The 19,931-nt window shown below is 71.8% G+C and carries 18 protein-coding genes; 13 read left to right on the top strand and 5 right to left on the bottom strand.

What is annotated here, in order from left to right:
* Positions 1–393: 393 nt before the first annotated feature.
* From ACGFK0_RS15145 to ACGFK0_RS15135, 3 genes are all read left to right on the top strand, one after another.
* Positions 394–1,323, top strand: a complete 930-nt coding sequence (locus tag ACGFK0_RS15145) for a heme o synthase (protein ID WP_392905143.1) — start codon at positions 394–396, stop codon at positions 1,321–1,323.
* Between the two features lie 82 nt (positions 1,324–1,405).
* Entirely contained in the window at positions 1,406–2,629 is a 1,224-nt protein-coding gene (locus ACGFK0_RS15140; protein WP_392904909.1) for a PrsW family intramembrane metalloprotease, read from the top strand.
* 48 nt (positions 2,630–2,677) lie between these two features.
* A complete protein-coding gene (locus tag ACGFK0_RS15135) occupies positions 2,678–3,673 on the top strand; it encodes a heme A synthase (protein ID WP_392904907.1) in 996 nt (331 codons plus the stop codon).
* 108 nt (positions 3,674–3,781) lie between these two features.
* On the opposite strand, the gene polX is transcribed toward ACGFK0_RS15135, so the two are convergent.
* From polX to ACGFK0_RS15110, 5 genes are all read right to left on the bottom strand, one after another.
* Positions 3,782–5,500: a DNA polymerase/3'-5' exonuclease PolX gene (gene polX / locus ACGFK0_RS15130; protein WP_392904905.1), complete on the bottom strand. Its 1,719-nt coding sequence runs from the start codon at positions 5,498–5,500 to the stop codon at positions 3,782–3,784.
* Between the two features lie 74 nt (positions 5,501–5,574).
* Positions 5,575–6,414, bottom strand: a complete 840-nt coding sequence (gene prcB / locus ACGFK0_RS15125) for a proteasome subunit beta (protein WP_392904903.1) — start codon at positions 6,412–6,414, stop codon at positions 5,575–5,577.
* Positions 6,415–6,497: 83 nt separating this feature from the next.
* The gene (locus ACGFK0_RS15120; protein ID WP_392904900.1) at positions 6,498–7,436 is read right to left on the bottom strand and encodes a DMT family transporter; all 939 of its coding nucleotides are present in this window, start codon (positions 7,434–7,436) and stop codon (positions 6,498–6,500) included.
* A gap of 3 nt (positions 7,437–7,439) precedes the next feature.
* The gene (locus ACGFK0_RS15115) at positions 7,440–8,156 is read right to left on the bottom strand and encodes an ABC transporter permease (RefSeq protein WP_392905141.1); all 717 of its coding nucleotides are present in this window, start codon (positions 8,154–8,156) and stop codon (positions 7,440–7,442) included.
* Between the two features lie 80 nt (positions 8,157–8,236).
* Positions 8,237–9,163 (bottom strand): ABC transporter ATP-binding protein, encoded by a 927-nt coding sequence (locus ACGFK0_RS15110; RefSeq protein ID WP_392904898.1) that lies wholly within the window; start codon positions 9,161–9,163, stop codon positions 8,237–8,239.
* Between the two features lie 219 nt (positions 9,164–9,382).
* Between ACGFK0_RS15110 and ACGFK0_RS15105 the strand changes: the two genes are divergently transcribed.
* From ACGFK0_RS15105 to ACGFK0_RS15060, 10 genes are all read left to right on the top strand, one after another.
* Positions 9,383–10,624, top strand: a complete 1,242-nt coding sequence (locus ACGFK0_RS15105) for an arginine deiminase (RefSeq protein WP_392904895.1) — start codon at positions 9,383–9,385, stop codon at positions 10,622–10,624.
* A gap of 37 nt (positions 10,625–10,661) precedes the next feature.
* Complete coding sequence (gene arcC / locus ACGFK0_RS15100; protein WP_392904892.1) at positions 10,662–11,597, top strand: carbamate kinase; 936 nt, start codon at positions 10,662–10,664, stop codon at positions 11,595–11,597.
* Positions 11,594–13,048 carry an amino acid permease gene (locus ACGFK0_RS15095; protein ID WP_392904890.1) on the top strand — a complete coding sequence of 485 codons (1,455 nt, stop codon included), beginning with the start codon at positions 11,594–11,596 and terminating at the stop codon, positions 13,046–13,048. Before arcC ends, ACGFK0_RS15095 begins: the two co-directional genes overlap by 4 nt.
* Positions 13,045–14,049, top strand: a complete 1,005-nt coding sequence (locus ACGFK0_RS15090; protein ID WP_392904888.1) for a universal stress protein — start codon at positions 13,045–13,047, stop codon at positions 14,047–14,049. The genes ACGFK0_RS15095 and ACGFK0_RS15090 overlap by 4 nt, the downstream gene beginning before the upstream one ends.
* Positions 14,050–14,129: 80 nt before the next feature.
* Complete coding sequence (locus ACGFK0_RS15085) at positions 14,130–14,978, top strand: helix-turn-helix transcriptional regulator (protein WP_392905137.1); 849 nt, start codon at positions 14,130–14,132, stop codon at positions 14,976–14,978.
* Complete coding sequence (sufB, locus tag ACGFK0_RS15080) at positions 14,975–16,387, top strand: Fe-S cluster assembly protein SufB (protein ID WP_392904885.1); 1,413 nt, start codon at positions 14,975–14,977, stop codon at positions 16,385–16,387. The genes ACGFK0_RS15085 and sufB overlap by 4 nt, the downstream gene beginning before the upstream one ends.
* A complete protein-coding gene (sufD, locus tag ACGFK0_RS15075) occupies positions 16,387–17,526 on the top strand; it encodes a Fe-S cluster assembly protein SufD (RefSeq protein ID WP_392904883.1) in 1,140 nt (379 codons plus the stop codon). The genes sufB and sufD overlap by 1 nt, the downstream gene beginning before the upstream one ends.
* On the top strand, positions 17,523–17,840 hold the full coding sequence (locus ACGFK0_RS15070) for a non-heme iron oxygenase ferredoxin subunit (RefSeq protein ID WP_392904881.1): 318 nt from the start codon (positions 17,523–17,525) through the stop codon (positions 17,838–17,840). The genes sufD and ACGFK0_RS15070 overlap by 4 nt, the downstream gene beginning before the upstream one ends.
* A 27-nt stretch (positions 17,841–17,867) precedes the next feature.
* Positions 17,868–18,644, top strand: a complete 777-nt coding sequence (gene sufC / locus ACGFK0_RS15065; protein WP_392904879.1) for a Fe-S cluster assembly ATPase SufC — start codon at positions 17,868–17,870, stop codon at positions 18,642–18,644.
* Positions 18,641–19,903: a cysteine desulfurase gene (locus ACGFK0_RS15060; RefSeq protein WP_392904877.1), complete on the top strand. Its 1,263-nt coding sequence runs from the start codon at positions 18,641–18,643 to the stop codon at positions 19,901–19,903. The genes sufC and ACGFK0_RS15060 overlap by 4 nt, the downstream gene beginning before the upstream one ends.
* Positions 19,904–19,931: the final 28 nt, after the last annotated feature.

Below are 19,931 nucleotides of genomic sequence, written 5' to 3'. Positions count from 1 at the left end.
GGGCCGCGCCGCTTCAAGCACCCTTGCCCGAACGCCCCGGGGACTAACCCCCCGCACGGGTGATCCCACGGGTGATCCGGAGAGCGCACCCGGGAAGTGATCCTTCCGGGTGCCCGCCGGGCACCTGCGGGGGCGCGCGGCGCGTCCGGCGACCCGGTGCGCGGCCTCCGGAGGGGGCGCACTACAGTGAGGACGCGGTCCGAACGACAGCGGCCGTGGCAGCAAGACCGAAGCCGAAGTTGCACACAGCCGAGGCCGGCCCGGATCGCGGGGGCGCCGCCGAGGTGGTACGCGATTTCCCATCCCTAGTTGGACGTGGACCCGATTGTGACGGTGCTCAGTAACAAGCGCGGGGTCGAGATCGAACTCGACGAGCAGGGGCCGGGGGCGCCTGTGATCCCGCTCGTGCCGGTGCCCGCCGAGCAGGCCGCCCCCAGGACGCTCGGCGCGAGCGTACGCGCCTACGTGGCGCTGACCAAGCCGCGCGTGATCGAACTGCTCCTGATCACCACCATCCCGGTGATGTTCCTGGCGGCCGGGGGCGTCCCGCCGCTGCCCACCGTCCTGCTGACGCTGGCGTTCGGGACGATGTCCGCCGGGGCCGCCAACGCGATCAACTGCTACATCGACCGCGACATCGACGCCAAGATGCGCCGCACCCGCCGCCGCCCGCTGGCCCGCCACCAGGTCACCCCGGCGCGCGCCCTGATCTTCGGGGTCACGCTCGCGGCGCTGTCCACGGCGGGTTTCCTGCTCACCGTCAACCCTGTCGCCGCGGCCGGGTCGCTGTTCGCCATCCTCTTCTACGTCTTCGTGTACTCGCTGCTGCTCAAGCGGCGCACGTCGCAGAACGTCGTGTGGGGCGGCATCGCCGGGTGCATGCCCGTCCTCATCGGCTGGGCCGCGGTCACCGGCGACCTCGCCTGGACGCCGTTCGTCCTGTTCGGCGTCGTGTTCCTGTGGACGCCGCCGCACACGTGGACGCTCGCCATGCGCTACCGCGAGGACTACGCGGTCGCCAAGGTCCCCATGCTGCCGGTCGTCGCCACCGAGCGGCGCGTCGTCACCGAGAGCCTCGCCTACACCTACGCCACCGTGGCCTGCTCGCTGCTGCTGTGGCCGGTGGCCGGGATGGGCCCGGTGTACGGCGCCGTGGCGGTCGTGCTCGGCCTGGCCTTCCTCGCCGAGGGGCACCGGCTGCTGAAGGCGGTCCGCGCCGGGGTGACCGGCGTCCACCTGAGGCCGATGCGGTTCTTCCACCTCTCCAACGTCTACCTGGCGCTGCTGTTCACCGCCGTGGCCGTCGACCCGATCCTGCACTGACCACGGCTTTCACCGCGGATGGTGACCGTCCGTGACGATATGGACTTAGCACTTCGCGCTACCTGCCGTTACGCTTCGCGTCATGGCGCGTGTGGACCCCAAGGCGGTGCTCGAAGGGCGGATCCCCGGCAGGCCCCCGGTCGGCCTCATCATCGGCATGAGCGTGTCCGGGCTGTGCGCCGTGACCGCGCTCGGCGTCATCGCCGTGGCCGGGGGGCCGGGTTTCTGGGTGGGCGCGCTCCTCGCCATCGTCCCGATCCCGGTGCTGATCGCCCTCGCGCTCACCCTCGACCGGATGGAGCCCGAACCGCCGCGCGCCCTGGCGTTCTCGTTCATGTGGGGCGCGGGCGTCGCCGTGCTCGGCGCCCTGGTGCTCAACACCGCCGGCCTGCTGTACGTCACCGTCCCCATCTTCGGCGAGTCCGAGGGCCACTTCGTCAGCGCCACCTTCGGCGCCCCCGTCATCGAGGAGACGCTGAAGGGCGCCGTCCTGTTCGGCATGCTCTGGTTCCGCCGCAACGAGATCGACGGATTCGCCGACGGGATCATCTACGCCGCCATGGTCGGCCTCGGCTTCGCCATGATGGAGAACATCACCTACTACATGCGGGCGTTCGAGGAGGGCGGCACGCAGCAGCTCGGGGCGGTGTTCATCCTGCGCGGCCTCGTCATGCCGCTCAGCCACCCGCTGTTCACCTCGATGACCGGCCTCGGCGTCGCCTACGCCGCCACGCACCGGCGGGGGCAGTTCATCGCGCCGCTCGCCGGGCTGCTCGGCGCGATCGTCCTGCACGGGCTGTGGAACGGCTCGGCGTCGTACGGGCTCGGCGGCCTCGGCGTCGTCTACGCGCTGGACTTCTGCATCCTGGTCGCCCTGATCGTGATCGTTTTCGTCGAACGGCGGGGCACCGTCCGCCGCATCGAGACGTACCTGCCGACGTACGCCGCGACGGGCCTGGTGACGCCGCAGGACATCCGGATGCTGCGTTCCCTCCCCGCCCGCCGCGCCGCCCGCCGCTGGGCCCGCCTCGTCGGCGGCCCGCCCGCCGGGCGCGCGATGACGGACTACCAGCTCGCGGCGACGGAGCTGGCGCTGCTGCACAAACGCGCCGACCGCGGTGTCGCCGACCAGCGGTGGTTCGTCACCCGCCGCGACTCGCTGCTCAACCTGATGTCGCTGGCCAGGCAGGCGTTCCTGCGCACCCCGCCGCGCCCCGGGGCGAACCGGGGTGCCGGCCCGCCGTGGGCGGCGCAGGGCCCGTCCGGGTTCCTCCCGCCCAGCCCCCCGGGCCCCTACGGACGGTGACCGGGGGCCGGATCACGACCACCGGGACCCGGCCATACGATTGGTGCCGTGGCAGAGCGACAGTCGTCCAACATCCCGCTCCGGACCTGGAACGCCGTGTGGCGTCCGACCACCGGGTCGCTGCGGCTGCTCGCGCTCCTCGGCGTCATCGGCAACGTGGTGATCGTCGTCAGCGGCGGCGCCGTCCGGGTCACCAAGTCGGGGCTCGGCTGCCCCGACTGGCCCCGCTGCTCCGGCGACAGCCTCGTCCCCACCAGCAATCCCGAGCACCACGTGCTCAACATGTCGATCGAGTTCGGCAACCGGCTGATCACCTTCGTGGTGCTGGCCGCCGGCCTGCTGGTTTTCATCGCGGCGCTGCGGCTGCGGCCGCGCCGCAAGGAACTGGTCTGGTGGGCGCTGGCCCAGCCGATGAGCGTCGTCGCGCAGGCCGTCATCGGCGGGATCGTGGTCCTCACCGAACTGCACCCGGCCGCCGTCTCCCTGCACTTCCTCGTCTCACCGGCCCTGCTCGTCTTCTGCGTGGCCCTCTGGATCCGCGTGGGGGAGGGCGACGCCCCGCCCCGGCCGCTCACCGGCCCCTGGACGCGCCGCCTCACCGCCGCGCTGCTGGTCGCCTGCGCGGCCGTGCTCGTCGCGGGCACCGTCGTCACCGGCACCGGGCCCCACGCGGGCGACGCCGATTCCCGCCGGTACGGCTTCGACATCACCGACGTCGCCCGCATCCACAGCGTGCTGGCCTGGGTGACCACGGCGCTGACGGTGCTCGTCCTCGTCGCGCTGTACCGCACGGGCGCCCCGGCCGCCGCCCGCCGCCGCGGGCACGAGCTGGCCGTCCTCATCGTCCTCCAGGGCGCCGTCGGCTACCTCCAGTACTTCCTGGGCGTCCCCGAGGGCCTGGTGCTGCTGCACATGCTCGGCTCGGTGCTGATGTGGATCGCGGCGTTCCGCCTCTTCTTCGCGCTCCGCGACCGCGGCCCCGTCCCCGCCGCGGAGCCGTCCCCGGCCGCCGCCCCGAAGGCCGAATCGCCGCAGCCCGCCTGACGCACCGTGTGACCGAGCCCGTGTGACCGAGCCCGTGTGACCGAGCCCGTGTGACCGAGCCCGTGTGACCGAGCCCGTGTGACCGAGCCCGTGTGACCGGGGACCGTGTCAGCGCTTCCGGAGGAAGTCGCGCAGGCGGTCCAGCGGCCAGGTGTTGATGACGTCGTCGGGCGTCAGCCAGCCGCGCTGGGCGGTGCCGATGCCGTAGCGGATGTTGCGGTGGTGGCCGACGGAGTGGGCGTCGGTGTCGACGGAGAACTTCACACCGAGCCGCTTGGCGCGGCGGATCAGGTCGGCGGGCAGGTCGAGGCGGTCGGGGAACGAGTCGATCTCCATGGCGGTGCCGGTGCGGGCGGCGGCGCGGAACACCTCGTCCCAGTCGGCGTCGACGGGCGCGCGGCGGCCGATGCTGCGGGCCGTGGGGTGACCGATGACGTGGACGTGGGGATTCTCGCAGGCGCGGACGAGGCGCCGGGTCATGGCGTCCTGGTCCTGGGTGAAGTGGGAGTGGATCGAGGCGACGCAGACGTCGAAGCCGGAGAGGAAGGCGGCGTCCCAGTCGACTTCGCCGTCCGGGTCGATGTTCAGCTCGGTGCCGTGGAGGAGGGCCATGCCGGGGTACGCGCGCTGAAGGCCGGCGACCTGGTCGCGCTGGGCGAGCATCTTCTCGTCCGTCATCCGCTGCATGAACAGGTTGGGAGCGTGGTCGGTGATGGCGTAGTACTCCAGGCCGCGGGCGTGCGCGGCGGCGACCATGTCGTCCAGGGAGGCGATGCCGTCGGTGAGGTCGGTGTGGCTGTGCAGGTCGCCCCGCAGGTCCGCGACGGTGACCAGGCGGGGCAGCTCGTCCCTGAGGGCCGCTTCGATCTCGCCGGTGTCCTCGCGGAGGGTGGGGTGGACCCAGGGGAGGCCGAGCCGCTCGTAGACCTCCTCCTCCGTCTCGGAGACGATCAGCTCGTTCGACTCGGCGTGGAACAGGCCGTACTCGGACAGCTTGAGGCCCGCCTTCACGGCGATCTCGCGGGTGCGGATGTTGTGGGCCTGCGACCCGGTGAAGTACTGCAGGGCCGCACCCCAGGACTCGGGCGGGACGACGCGCAGATCGACCTGCAGGCCCTTGGCGGTGCGGATGGACGTCTTCTTGTCGCCGCTCGCGATGACCTCGGCGACGAACGGCAGCGCGGTGAACGCCTCCATGATCGGGTGCGGGTCGCGGGAGGCCGCCAGGACGTCCACGTCGCCGATCGTCTCCCGCATCCGGCGCAGGGAGCCGGCGTGCTCGCAGCGTTCCACCTGGGGGAGCGCGGACAGTACCTCGACGATCTCGTCGGCGACGCCGGCGGCGGCGTCGAGCAGCACCCGCTCGCCGGAGCTGCGCATCAGCTCGATGCCGTGGAGGATGTTCTCCTCGGTCTTGGTGCCGAATCCCTTGAGGCCGCGCAGCCGGTTTTCGCGGATCGCCGTCTCCAGCTCGCCGACCGAGGAGATGCCCAGCTCCTCGTAGACGGCGAGGGCCTTCTTCGGGCCGAGGGTGGGGATGGCGGTCAGCGCCCTGACCCCGGCGGGGATCTGGGTGCGCAGCTCCTCCACCTGCCGGATGGTGCCGGTGGTGTTGTAGTCGAGGACCTTCTTCGCGATCGCCTCGCCCACGGCCTGGATCTTGCGCAGCCCGGCGAGATCCAGGCCGGAGATGTCGTCGGGATGGCCGGCGATCGCCCGTGCGGCCTTCTCGTACGCCCTGATCTTGAACGCGTCGCCGCCCGTGATGGACAGCAGATCGGCCAGTTCCTGGATGAGTGCCGCAGCCTCGTCGTTAGCCCGTGCCATACGGCGAGTCTAGAAGCCGGGTACGACGTTCCCGATGATCAGCGGCGTGATCACAGGCATGACCCCGGGCATGGTCACCGCAGCGGAGCCAGGGGGCCGCCGGGGTTGTCCATCCGTCCCCGGACGACCTCGCCGGCGATCGCGGACACCTCGTCCTCGGGCAGGCGCCGGTACCCGTCGTCGGTGACGACCGCGATCGTCGGGTAGATGCGCCGCGCCGGGTCGGGCCCGCCGGTGGCGGTGTCGTCGTCGGCCGCGTCGTAGAGGGCCTGGACGCAGACCGCGGCGGCGTCCTCCAGGGAGAGGTCGCGCCGGTACAGCTTCTTCAGGGCGCCCAGCGCGTACGGGGAGCCCGAGCCGTCCGCGTGGTAGTCGCGGGCCTCCTGCGGGGAGCCGGTGATGTCGTAGGTGTAGATCCGCCCCTCGCCGGTGTCGGGGTCGTACCCGGTGAGCAGCGGGACGACGGCGAGCCCCTGCAGCGCCTGGGCGAGGTTGGCCTGGATGACGGCGCCGAGGCGGCGGGCCTTGCCCGGCAGCGACAGCGGGACCGTCTCCATCTTCTCGTAGTGCTCCAGCTCGACCTGGAACAGCCGGACCATCTCCAGCGCCAGCCCGACCGTCCCCGCGAACGCGACGGCGGAGTACTCGTCGCCGCGCTGCACCTTGTCCAGCTCGCGGTAGGCGATGCGGTTGCCCTGGGTGGCGCGCCGGTCGCCGGCCATCATGACCCCGCCCGGGAACGTCAGCGCCAGGACGGTGGTGCCGTGCGGAAGCTCCGGAACGTCACCGGCGTGCGGGACCCGGTTGACGGGTAGCAACTCGGGGGAGTGGAGGCGCAGGATGTCGACGAACGACGCCGACCCCGCCTCGAAGAACTCGGGCGGTATCCCCTGATCCTCGGTCCGGCCGATCACGGCGGCTCCTCTCCCCTCGCTGGCGACCCTCGCGCTCCGATCCTTCCACGCTGCCACACGCACCTGCCACTCTCACGCACCGCTCATGCCTCCGGCGCCTCGGGCGGGTCCTTCTGTCCGCGGGTCGCGCCCGCACAGGCGACGATGACACAGCAGATCGCGACCCACTGCCGTCCGGTGAGGATCTCGCCGAGCAGCGCCATCCCGACCAGGGCGGCGACGGCGGGTTCCAGGCTCATCAGGACGCCGAAGACGCGGGCCGGCATCCGCCGCAGCGCCTCCAGCTCCAGCGAGTAGGGGATCACCGACGACAGCAGCCCGACGCCGAGGCCGATCAGCAGCAGCTGCGGGTCGAGCACGGCGGGGCCGGCGGACGCGACGCCGATCGGCAGCATGGCGGCCGTCCCGACGATGCTGGCCAGCGCGAGGCCGGTGGAGCCGGAGAACCGCTTGCCGGTGGCGGCGGTGAGCAGGATGTAGGCGGCCCAGCACGCCCCGGCCAGGAGCGCGAACGCGATGCCGACGGGGTCGAGGGAGCCGGTGCCGCCCCTGGCCAGCAGGAGGACGCCCGCGCCCGCCAGGAGGGCCCACAGCCCGTCCCGGGGACGCCGGGACGCGCCGATCGCCACCGTCAGCGGCCCGAGGAACTCGATGGTCACCGCCACGCCGAGCGGGATCCGCGAGAACGACTGGTAGATGGAGAAGTTCATCAGTGCCAGCGCCAGCCCGAAACCGGCGGCGATGGCGAGGCTGGAGCGGGAGTGGTCGCGCAGGATGGTCCGCAGCGCCTTGCGCGCGAGGAACCCCAGCACGATCGCCGAGGTCAGCAGCCGGATCGTCACGACGACGCTCGGAGGCATCCGGTCGAACAGGTGCTTGGCCAGGCCCGCCCCGGTCTGCACGGAGATGATCCCGAACAGGATCAGCGCGGGCGGCGGCACCGACCCCAGCGACAGGAACCGGGCACGGCCGATGGCCCGGGACGCGCCGCCGCGCGCGCCGGGGGCCTCAGCGAGCGCCATCCACTACTCCCATTTGAAGAATCGAGCGGCGAGGGCGAGCCCCGCGGCGGCCCACACCCCGAGCACGAGCAGGGGACCGCCGGGCAGGGCCGCGCCGTCGCGCAGGACGTCGCGCAGGCCCTCCGCGAGCGCCGAGATGGGCAGCAGTCCGAGGACGTCACGGACCGGGCCGGGGAACTCCTCCAACGGGAAGACGACACCGCCGGCGGCCAGCAGCAGGATGTACACGAGGTTCGCGGCTGCGAGGGTGGCCTCGGCGCGCAGCGTCCCGGCCATGAGCAGGCCGAACCCGCTGAAGGCGGCCGTGCCGAGCAGCAGCAGGACGATGACGGAGAGGGGATCGCCGTGCGGCTGCCAGCCGAGCGTCAGCGCCATGCCGCAGATCACGGCCGCCTGCACCGCCTCGACGGCGATCACGGTGAGGGTCTTGGCGGCGATGAGGCCGCCGCGCGGCAGCGGTGTGGCGCCGAGCCGCTTGAGGACGCCGTAGCGCCGCTCGAACCCGGTCCCGATCGCCTGGCCGGTGAACGCCGTGGACATCACCGCGAGCGCGAGGATGCCGGGCGTGAGGAAGTCGACGCGGCGGCCGTCACCGAGGTCCAGCAGGGACGTGGCGCTGAACAGGAACAGCAGCACCACCGGGATGATCAGCGTCAGCAGCAGCTGCTCGCCGTTGCGCAGCGTCGTGCGGAACTCGTAACCGGCCTGGGACAGGATCATCCGCGGCAGGGGGACGGCGGCCGGCGCCGGGGTGAAGTCCAGCGGCGCGGGGCCGTGGGGTGCGGCCTTGTGCGGGATGGTCACGAACGCAGCTCCCGTCCGGTCAGCTCCAGGAAGACGTCCTCCAGGGTGCGGCGCTCGATCCGCAGGTCCTCGGCCATGACGCCGTGGGAGGCGCACCAGGCGGTGACGGTGGCCAGCAGCTCGGGCCGCACGTCCGCCTCGATCAGGTAGTGCCCGGCGGGCGACTCCTTGGCGGCGCAGCCGGCGGGCAGCGCCGACAGCAGCTCCTCCAGGCCGAGGCCGGGGCGGGCGCGGAAGCGCAGCTGGCGCTCGGTGCCGGTCAGCTCCTCGGGGGCGCCCTCGGCGACGACCCTGCCGTGGTCGACGATGACGACGTGGTCGGAGAGGCGCTCGGCCTCCTCCATGTTGTGCGTGGTGAGGACCACCGAGACACCCGCGGCCCGCAGTTCCTCGATGAGCCGCCAGGTGGCGTGCCTGGCCTGCGGGTCGAGCCCGGTGGTGGGCTCGTCGAGGAAGACCAGCTCGGGCCGCCCGACGACGGCGACGGCCAGGGAGAGGCGCTGCTGCTGGCCGCCCGACATCCGCCGGAACGGGGTGCGGGCGTGCTCGGTCAGGCCGAGCCGTTCCAGCAGGGCGGACGGATCGAGCGGCGTCGCGTGAAACGACGCGACGAGCCCCAGGAACTCGCCTGCGCGGGCCGTCCCGGGCACGCCTCCGGACTGCGGCATCACGCCCACCCTCGGCTTCAGCGCGCGCCCGCGTGCGACGGGGTCGAGGCCGAGGACGCGGACGGTGCCGGAGTCGGCGCGCCGGAACCCCTCGCAGATCTCGATCGTGGTGGTCTTGCCGGCGCCGTTGGGCCCGAGCAGCGCGGTGACCGCGCCCCGGGCGGCGCTGAGCGACAGGCCGTCCACGGCGGTCGCCGCGCCGTAGCGCTTGACGAGCGAATCCAGCTCGACGGCGCCGTCTCCGGGGGGTGTCATGGTGACGAGTTTAGAACCGGGGGACGACCGCCCCGCGCCGGGTCCAGCCGGTGCGGCCCGTGAAGATCCGGTAAAGCCGCGGGGTGAACGCCGATCCGGTGGCGGGGCGGAACCGGCCCAGTTTCGCGCCCGTGAGCCGGGGAATTGACCGCCTGTCGCCGGGCCGCCCCCGGCGACCGGGGGCTTCGGTGCCGTGGCCGGGCCCGGACGGAGGTGGGGATGCCGTTCCACGTCGATTCGGAGGTCGGCCGGCTGCGGGGGGTCCTGCTGCACCGGCCGGAGCTGTCGCTGAAGCGGCTCACCCCGTCCAACGCCGCCGGCCTGCTGTTCGACGACGTGCTGTGGGTCAGGCGGGCGGTCGAGGAGCACGAGGAGTTCGAGGACGTGCTGCGTTCGCAGGGCGTCCGGACGTACCTGCTGCTCGACCTGCTGCGCGAGACGATCGAGAACCCCGAGCCGCGCAAGCACATCCTCGACGCCGTCGTCGACCCGCACTGGTTCGGCCCGATCGCCACGGACGCGATCCGCAACTGCTTCGACTCCATGGACCTGGAGGATCTGGTCGCGTTCCTCGTCGGCGGGATCACCAAGCGGGAGATGCTGGAGCGGATGCCCGAGCCGGCGTCCATCGCGTTCCACTCGATCGGGCCGGACGGGTTCGTCCTGCCGCCGCTGCCCAACCACCTGTTCACCCGCGACACGTCCTGCTGGATCTACGACGGCGTCTCGATCAACACCATGCGCAAGAAGGCCCGGATGCGCGAGACGGTGAACATGGAGGCGATCTACCGGTGGCACCCGCTGTTCGCGGGCGGCTACGACCGCCCCGGGACGGGCGGGTACCACGTGTGGAACCGGGGCATGACGATGGCGCCGGCGACGCTGGAGGGCGGCGACGTCCTGGTCATCGGGAACGGGGCCGTCCTGGTCGGGATGAGCGAGCGGACGCAGCCGCAGGCGGTGGAGATGCTCGCCCAGTCGCTGTTCGCCGCCGGTTCCTGCTCCCGGATCGTCGCGCTGCGGATGCCGCGGAAACGGGCGTTCATGCACCTGGACACGGTCATGACGATGGTCGACCACGGCGTGTTCACCACCTACGGGGGGCTGGGCCTGCTGCCGTCGCACACCATCGAGCCGGGCGACACCGAGAAGGAACTGAAGATCACCGACCATCCTCCGGAGGACATGTACCGGGCGATCGCGGCGGCCCTCGGCCTGGACGGCGTCAAGGTGCTCACCCCGGCGCAGGACGTGTTCGCCGCCGAACGCGAGCAGTGGGACGACGGCAACAACCTCCTGGCCGTCTCGCCGGGCGTGGTCGTCGCCTATGAGCGCAACGCGACCAGCAACAATCATCTGAGCGCGAACGGGATCGACGTCATCACCATCCGCGGCAGCGAGCTGGGCCGGGGTCGCGGCGGCCCGCGCTGCATGACCTGCCCGATCCAGCGGGACGCGTGACGGCGGCCATCGGCTGAGCAGGGACGGGGGAGCAGACATGCGCGTGGTCGTAGCGCTCGGAGGGAACGCGCTGGTCAAGCGGGGTGAGACGCCCGACGCGGAACCGCAGCGCGCCAACGTCGACCGGGCGGTGCGGTCGCTGGCGCCGCTCGCCGAGCGGCACGAGCTGATCATCACGCACGGGAACGGGCCGCAGGTCGGGGTGCTGTCGCTGGAGAGCGTCAACGACCCGGGCCTGACCCGGCCGTATCCGCTGGACACCGTCGGCGCCGAGACCCAGGGCATGATCGGCTACTGGATGCTGCAGGCGCTGCAGAACGCGCTGCCCGGCCGCCAGGTGATGGCGATGATCAACCAGACGCTGGTGTCGGCGGTGGACCCGGCGTTCGAGAACCCGACCAAGTTCGTCGGCCAGGTCTACGACCGGGACGAGGCGGACAAGCTCGCCGCCGAGTACGGGTGGACCGTCCGGCGGGACGGGGACCTGTGGCGCCGCGTGGTGCCGTCCCCGCGGCCGCAGCGGGTGATCGAGACCCGGCTGATCAGGGAGCTGGTGCGGCTCGGGACGGTCGTGGTCTGCGCGGGCGGCGGCGGCATCCCGGTGTTCCGCAACGACGTCGGGCGGCTGCAGGGCGTCGAGGCGGTGATCGACAAGGATCTCACCGCGTCCGTCCTGGCCGAGAGCATGGACGCGGACGCGCTGCTGATCCTCACCGACGTCCCCAATGTGATGCGGAACTTCGGAACCCCGGACCAGCAGGCGATCACCCACACGACCCCGCACGAGCTGAGGGCCGAGGACTTCCCCGACGGGTCGATGGGCCCCAAGGTCGAGGCCGCCGCGAGCTTCGTCGAGCGGACGGGCGACATGGCCGCGATCGGGCTGCTCGACCAGTGCGTGCCGATCCTCGACGGGACGGCCGGCACGATCGTCACCCCCAACGCGACCTGGCCGCTGGCGAGCACGCTGTGACCGCCGGTACCGCGCGGGAGTCCTTCGCCCGCAGCCTCCTGCGGACCAAGCCGGTCGACCGGATCGTGGCCGAGGGCGGGGAGGGCGAGGGCGGCGAGCTGAAGCGGTCGCTGAGTCTCCTGCAGCTCACCTTCATCAGCGTCGGCGCCACCCTCGGCACCGGCATCTTCGTGGTGCTCGGCGAGGCGGTGCCGCTGGCGGGCCCGGCGGTCGTGCTGTCGTTCGCCCTCGCCGCCGTCACCGCCCTGTTCTCTGCGCTGTCCTACGCCGAGCTGGCCGGGACGATCCCGGTGGCCGGCTCGTCGTACTCCTACGCCTACGCCACCCTCGGCGAGCTGGTCGCGTGGGTCTGCGGCTGGTGCCTGCTGCTGGAGTACGCCGTCTCGGTGTCGGCGGTCTCCGTCGGCTGGGGCTCCTATCTCAACGCGTTCTTCGAGGCCGCGTTCGGGTTCACGATCCCGGCCGCGATCAGCAGCCCGCCCGGCGAAGGGGGGATCGTCAACATCCCGGCCGTGATCGTGGTCGCGCTCGCCACGCTCCTGCTGCTGCGCGGCGCGTCCGAGAGCGCCACCGCCAACACGATCATGGTGTTCCTCAAGATCGGTGTGCTGCTGTTCTTCTGCGCGGTCGCCTTCACCGCGTTCCGGTCGCGGAACCTCAGCCCGTTCGCGCCGATGGGCTGGGCGGGCATCAGCGCGGCCGGCTCCAGGGTCTTCTTCTCCTACATCGGCTTCGACGCGGCGTCCACCGCCGGCGAGGAGGCCAAGAACCCGCGCCGCGACCTGCCGCTCGCCATCATCCTCTCGCTGATCATCGTGACCGTCATCTACGTGCTGGTCGGGCTGGCCGCGGTCGCCGCGATGCACTGGGAGCAGTTCGACCTGAGCGGCGCGGAGGCGTCGCTGGCGCGGGTGCTGGACGAGGCCACCGGGCAGACCTGGCCGTCGATCGTCCTGTCGCTCGGGGCGGTGATCGCCATCGCCAGCGTCGTGCTCACCGTCATGTACGGGCAGACCCGCATCCTGTTCGCGATGTCGCGGGACGGGCTCGTCCCGCAGGTCTTCCAGAAGGTGAGCCCTGGGCGCCGGGTGCCGGTCGCCAACACGGCCATCGTGGCGCTGTTCATCGCGGTCCTCGCCGCGGTGATCCCGCTCGGCCGGCTGGTGGACGCCACGAGCATCGGGACGCTGTTCGCGTTCGCGCTGGTCAGCATCGGCGTCATCGTGCTGCGCCGCACCAGGCCCGACCTGCCGCGCAGCTTCCGGACTCCGCTCTTCCCGGCGACGCCGCTGCTGGGCGTCGCGTTCTGCGTGTACCTGATGGTCGGCCTCGGCGGCGTGACGTGGGCGGTCTTCCTGCTGTGGATCCTCGTCGGGCTGGCCGCGTACTTCCTGTACGGACGGCGACGTTCACGCCTGGCGGCCGGCTCCCCGGGAAGGGGGCCGCCATGAGCGAGACGACCGGCGCGAGCGAGACGAGCGCCATGAAGGAGACGGCCGGCATGCGGGTTCTGGTCGGCTACTCGCCCGACGATCGCGGCGAGGACGCGCTGGTCCTGGCGGCCATGGTCGCGAAGAGCGCGAACGCGCCGCTGACCGTCGCGCACGTCCACCCGCCCGCCTGGCCCGCCCGCGGCCCCGGCAGCGTGGACGCGGAATGGGTCGCCTACCTCAGGGGGCAGGCCGACGAGGCCCTCGCCGAGGCCGCCGTGCGGCTCGGCGAGCTGCAGGTGCCGAGGCCGGACGTGGATCTGCGCTCCCACGCCCACCGGAGCAGCGGCCGCGGTCTCATCGAGACCGCCAGGAAGGTCGGCGCCGACCTCATCGTGGCCGGCTCGGCGCCGCGCGGACGGCGCGGGCGGATCACCCTCGGAAGCACCGCCGACCAGCTCCTGCACGGTTCGCACGTACCGGTCATGCTCGCGCCGCGCGGATACGCCGCCGAGTCGCCGCATCATCCCGGCGCGGGCCCGCCCCACCGGTCACCGAGGCGGCTCGAGCGGATGACCGTCGCGTACTGGCGGCGCCGCGACGTCGAGGGCCCGCTGGCCGCCGCCGCCGAGTTCGCAGGGTCGCTGGGGCTCCCGATGCGGCTGCTCACGCTGGTGCTGAGGCCGCCCGGGCTCGCGGCGAAGTTCCACACCGCGGGGGGCGTGCTGGAACGGCAGGTGGCCCAGGCCGACGAGGACCTCCGCCAAGCAGCCGGCCGGCTCGGCGGCGGGATGCCGGTGGAGCGGCTGACGGCCGTCGGGACGGGCGTCGGGAAGGCCCTCGCCAGCGTCGATATGCTTGCGGGCGAGGTGCTGGTCTGCCTGTCCGGCCATGACGGGCCGCTGCGCAAGGTCTTCCTCGGGGGGAACTCGGGCAAGATCGTCCGGGCCGCGCCGTGCCCGGTGCTGGTCCTGCCGCGCGGCGCCGCACCCCGGCAGGACGAGAAAGTCCAGGTTAGGTAAGGCTTGCCTGCGTGAGCTAAGACATCGGCGAACCGGTGTTTCGGGGGAAGGAATTACGGCACACTGATGTTGTGAAATACGTGAGCGAGGACCAGACGCATGCCCAGGCCGCCGCCGCGCGGCCTCTCGGCATGCCGTCCGGAGCCGCCCACACCGAGCGCGACACACGCGCCCGGGTGGCCCGGCTGATCCTTGAGCACGGCCCGGTCACGGCGTCCACGCTGGGGGAGCGCGTCGGCCTCACGCCGGCCGCGATCCGGCGGCACCTGGACGCGCTGCTGGCCGAGGGCATGATCGAGGTGCGCAAGGCGCGGGCGACGCAGACCCGGCGCGGGCGGGGACGTCCCGCCAAGTGGTTCGCCATCACCGACGCCGGGCGCAGCGCCTTCGTGCACGCCTACGACGACCTGGCGACCGGCGCCCTGCGGTTCCTCGCCGAGACGGCCGGCGACCACGCGGTCGCCGAGTTCGCCCGGCGGCAGATCGCCGACCTCGAGCGGCGCTACCGGCCAGTCGTGCAGGACGCTCCGCCCCAGCAGCGTGTCCGCACGCTCGCCGAGGCGCTGTCGGGCGACGGGTACGCGGCCGCCGCGGCCAAGGCCCCGCAGCCGGGCGGCGGCGAACAGCTGTGCCAGCACCACTGCCCGGTCGCGCACGTCGCGGCGGAGTTCCCGCAGCTGTGCGAGGCCGAGACCGAGGCGTTCAGCCGGCTGCTGGGCACACCCGTCCAGCGGCTGGCCACGATCGCGCACGGCGACGGGATCTGCACCACCCACGTCAGCTCCCGCTCGCTGAGCGGGGCGGGCGAGGCCGCTGATCCCGCCGCGGGCGCCGCCGCCGGCGGGGACGCGGGAGACGGCGAGCGGGGAGCGGCGTCCCCCGAACGAACAGAGATCAGTGACGAGGAGTCCGGAGGGATCTCCCTATGACTACTGCAGCCCACCCTGAGCTTGAAGGGCTCGACAGGTACAAGTTCGGCTGGGCCGACTCCGACGAGGCGGGGGCCTCGGCGCGGCGCGGGCTGAACGAGGACGTCGTCCGCGACATCTCGGGCAAGAAGAACGAGCCCGAATGGATGCTCGACCTGCGCCTGAAGGGGCTGCGGCTGTTCAGCAAGAAGCCGATGCCCACCTGGGGCTCCGACCTGACGGGCATCGACTTCGACAACATCAAGTACTTCGTGCGCTCCACCGAGCAGCAGGCCACGTCGTGGGAGGAACTCCCCGACGACATCAAGAACACCTACGACAAGCTCGGCATCCCCGAGGCCGAGAAGCAGCGCCTCATCGCCGGCGTCGCCGCGCAGTACGAGTCGGAGGTCGTCTACCACAAGATCCGCGAGGACCTTGAGGAGAAGGGCGTCATCTTCGTCGACACCGACACCGGCCTGCGCGAGCACCCGGAGATCTTCCAGGAGTACTTCGGCTCGGTGATCCCCGTCGGCGACAACAAGTTCGCCGCGCTCAACACCACCGTGTGGTCGGGCGGCTCGTTCGTGTACGTCCCGCCGGGCGTGCACGTGGAGATCCCGCTCCAGGCCTACTTCCGGATCAACACCGAGAACATGGGCCAGTTCGAGCGGACGCTGATCATCGCCGACGAGGGCTCCTACGTCCACTACGTCGAGGGCTGTACCGCGCCGATCTACAAGTCGGACTCGCTGCACTCCGCCGTCGTGGAGATCATCGTCAAGAAGGACGCCCGCGTCCGCTACACGACCATCCAGAACTGGTCCAACAACGTCTACAACCTGGTGACCAAGCGCGCCGTCGCCTACGAGGGCGCCACCATGGAGTGGGTCGACGGCAACATCGGCTCCAAGGTCACCATGAAGTACCCGGCGGTCTACCTGCTCGGCGAGCATGCCAAGGGCGAGACCCTGTCGATCGCGTTCGCCGGCGAGGACCAGCACCAGGACGCCGGCGCCAAGATGGTGCACGCCGCGCCGAACACCTCCAGCAGCATCGTGTCCAAGTCGGTGGCGCGCGGCGGAGGCCGCACGTCCTACCGGGGCCTGGTGCAGATCCAGGAGGGCGCCGAGCACAGCAAGTCCACCGTCAAGTGCGACGCGCTGCTGGTCGACCAGATCAGCCGGTCCGACACCTACCCCTACGTCGACGTCCGCGAGGACGACGTGGAGATGGGCCACGAGGCGACCGTCTCCAAGGTGTCGGAGCAGCAGCTGTTCTACCTGATGAGCCGCGGCCTCACCGAGGACGAGGCGATGGCGATGATCGTGCGCGGGTTCGTCGAGCCGATCGCGCGCGAGCTGCCGATGGAGTACGCCCTTGAGCTGAACCGGCTCATCGAGCTGCAGATGGAAGGAGCCGTGGGTTGATGGGGCTCGACACCAAGCCTCTCTCGACGCTGCACGAGAAGGCGTCGTACGACCTCGGCGACTTCGAGGTGCCGACCGGCCGGGAGGAGGAGTGGCGGTTCACACCGCTGCGCCGCCTGCGCGGCCTGCACAACGGCACCGCCGAAGCCCACGGCAAGGTGCTGGTCGAGGTGGAGGCGGCACCGGAGGTGACGGTCGAGACCGTCGGCCGCGACGACGCCCGCCTCGGCAAGTCCTACGTGCCGGCCGACCGGGTCAGCGCGCAGGCGTGGAACGCCTTCGCCCAGGCCACCGTCGTGACCGTCCCGAAGGAGGCCGTCGCCTCGGCGCCGACCATCCTGCGGCTGCGCGGCGAGGACGCCTCCGCCGCCGCCTACGGTCACACCGCGGTCATCGTGGAGCCGTTCGCCGAGGCCACCGTCGTGCTGGCGCACCGCGGGTCGGCGACCTACGCCGACAACGTCGAGTTCGTCGTCGGCGACGGGGCCCGCCTGTCGGTGATCAGCCTGCAGGACTGGTCGGACGACAGCGTCCACGTGTCCCACCAGCACGCCCGGCTCGGCCGCGACGCCCGGTTCGTCTCGCACAACATCTCGCTCGGCGGCGACGTCGTCCGGATCTCCCCGTCGATCTCCTACGCCGGGCCCGGCGGGGACGCCGAGCTGTACGGGGTGTACTTCGCCGACGGCGGCCAGCACCTGGAGCACCGGCTGCTCGTCGACCACACGGTCCCGCACTGCCGCAGCCGCGTCGACTACCGCGGCGCGCTGCAGGACGAGGACGCGCACGCCGTCTGGATCGGCGACGTGATCATCCGCGCGGAGGCCGAGGGCACCGACACCTACGAGCTGAACCGCAACCTCGTCCTCACCGACGGAACGCGGGTCGACTCCGTCCCGAACCTGGAGATCCTCACCGGCGAGGTCGCCGGCGCGGGACACGCCTCGGCGTCCGGGCGGCTGGACGACGAGCACCTGTTCTACCTGCAGGCGCGCGGCATCACCTTCGACGAGGCGCGCCGGATGGTGGTGCGGGGGTTCCTCGGGCAGCTGATCCAGCGCATCGAGGTCGCCGAGGTGCGCGACAAGGTCACCGAGGCGATCGAGGAGGAACTGGATGTGAGGGCGGAGACCCGATGACGTACGTGAAGGTGTGCGCGCTGGCGGAGGTCCCCGCCGACGGGGCCATCGCCGTCGAGGTCGACGACACTCCCGTCGCCCTCGCGCGCAGCGGGGACGAGGTGTACGCCGTCAACGACATCTGCTCGCACGCCGAGGTCTCCCTCGCCGAGGGCGAGGTCTACGACGGCACCATCGAGTGCTGGCTGCACGGGTCCTGCTTCGACCTGCGCAGCGGCAAGCCCACCAACCCGCCGGCCACGCAGCCGGTCGCCACATACAAGGTCAAGGTCGAGGACGGCGACGTCTATCTGTCCCTCGCCGCCGACGACTAGGCCCACGACGAAGGAACCACGAGCATTATGGCCACGCTAGAGATCCGCGACCTCCACGTCTCCGTCGGCGACGGCTCCGACGGGGCGAAGGAGATCCTGCGCGGGGTCGACCTGACCGTGAAGGCCGGCGAGACCCACGCGATCATGGGGCCGAACGGCTCCGGCAAGTCCACCCTGGCGTACGCGGTCGCCGGGCACCCCAAGTACCAGGTGACGTCCGGGACCGTCACGCTCGACGGCGAGGACGTCCTCGCCATGTCGGTCGACGAGCGGGCCCGCGCCGGGCTGTTCCTCGCGATGCAGTACCCGGTCGAGGTGCCGGGCGTGTCGGTGTCGAACTTCCTGCGCTCGGCCGTCACCGCCGTCCGCGGCGAGGCGCCGAAGCTCCGCGAGTTCTCCAAGGAGATGAAGCAGGCGATGGACGCGCTGTCCATCGACCCCGCGTTCGCACAGCGCAGCCTCAACGAGGGCTTCTCCGGCGGTGAGAAGAAGCGGCACGAGATCCTGCAGCTGGAGATGCTGAGGCCGAAGGTCGCCGTCCTGGACGAGACCGACTCCGGCCTCGACGTCGACGCCCTCAAGGTCGTCGCGGAGGGCGTGAACCGCTTCTCCTCCGGCGACACCGGCGTCCTGCTCATCACGCACTACACCCGCGTCCTGCGGTACGTGAAGCCCGACTTCGTGCACGTCTTCTCCGCCGGCCGCGTCGTCGCCCAGGGCGGGCCCGAGCTGGCCGACGAGCTTGAGGACGAGGGCTACGAGAAGTACGCGGAGCCGGTGCGAGGGGCGGGCGCTTCCCTATGAGGCTGCTGCCGGAGGAGCTGAAGAAGGACTTCCCGCTGCTGCAGCGCACGGTGCGCGGCGGGCGCCCTCTGGTGTACCTCGACTCGGGCGCGACGTCGCAGAAGCCCGTCCGGGTGCTGGACGCGGAGCGGGAGTTCTACGAGCGGCACAACGCGGCGCCGCACCGGGGCGCGCACCTGCTGGCCGAGGAGGCGACGGAGGCCTACGAGAACGCCCGCGCGTCGATCGCCCGGTTCATCGGGGCGACGCCCGGTGAGATCGTGTTCACCAAGAACGCCACCGAGGCCATCAACCTGGTCGCGTACGCGATGAGCAACGCCGCCACCGCGGGCCCGGACGCGGAGCGGTTCGCGGTCGGCCCCGGCGACGAGGTCGTGGTGTCGGAGATGGAGCACCACGCCAACCTCGTCCCGTGGCAGCAGCTCTGCCGGCGGACGGGCGCGACGCTGCGCTGGTTCGGCATCACCGACGAGGGCCGCCTCGACCTGGAGAACCTGGACGACCTCGTCGGCGAGCGCACGAAGATCGTCGCGCTGACGCACCAGTCGAACGTGCTCGGCACCGTCCCGCCGATCGAGCGGGTCGTGGAGCGGGCCCACGCCGTCGGCGCGCTCGTCCTGCTGGACGCGGCGCAGTCCGTTCCGCACCAGCCGGTGGACGTGTCCGCGCTGGGTGCCGACTTCCTGGCGTTCTCCGGCCACAAGATGCTCGGCCCGACCGGCATCGGCGTGCTGTGGGGCCGGAGCGAGCTGCTGGAGGCCATGCCGCCTTTCATCACCGGCGGCTCCATGATCGAGCTCGTCCACATGGAGGACTCCACCTTCATGCCGCCGCCGCAGCGGTTCGAGGCCGGTGTGCCGATGACCGCGCAGGCGATCGGGCTCGGCGCGGCCTGCGAGTACCTCGCCGAACTCGGCATGGACAGGGTGCACGCCCACGAGGAGGCCCTGATCGCCTACTCGCTGGAGCGGCTCACCGAGGTCCCCGGCGTCCGGATCATCGGCCCCGGCACCACCGAGGCCCGCGGCGGCGCCGTGTCGTTCACCGTCGAGGACATCCACCCGCACGACGTCGGGCAGGTCCTCGACGACCTCGGCGTGGAGGTCCGTGTCGGCCACCACTGCGCGTGGCCGATCTGCCGCCGCTTCGGCATCCCGGCGACCACACGCGCGACGTTCTACGTCTACAACACCCTCGCCGACGTGGACGCCCTCACCGACGGGGTGCGGCAGGCCCAGAAGTTCTTCGGCACCACCTAGCGGAACACGCCGGCCCTGGGCCCGGTTG

It is taken from the genome of Spirillospora sp. NPDC048823, from assembly GCF_043198445.1.
Classification (GTDB): domain Bacteria; phylum Actinomycetota; class Actinomycetes; order Streptosporangiales; family Streptosporangiaceae; genus Spirillospora.
Note: the sequence above shows the minus strand (reverse complement) of the source record. Positions and strands in the feature narration are given on the sequence as shown.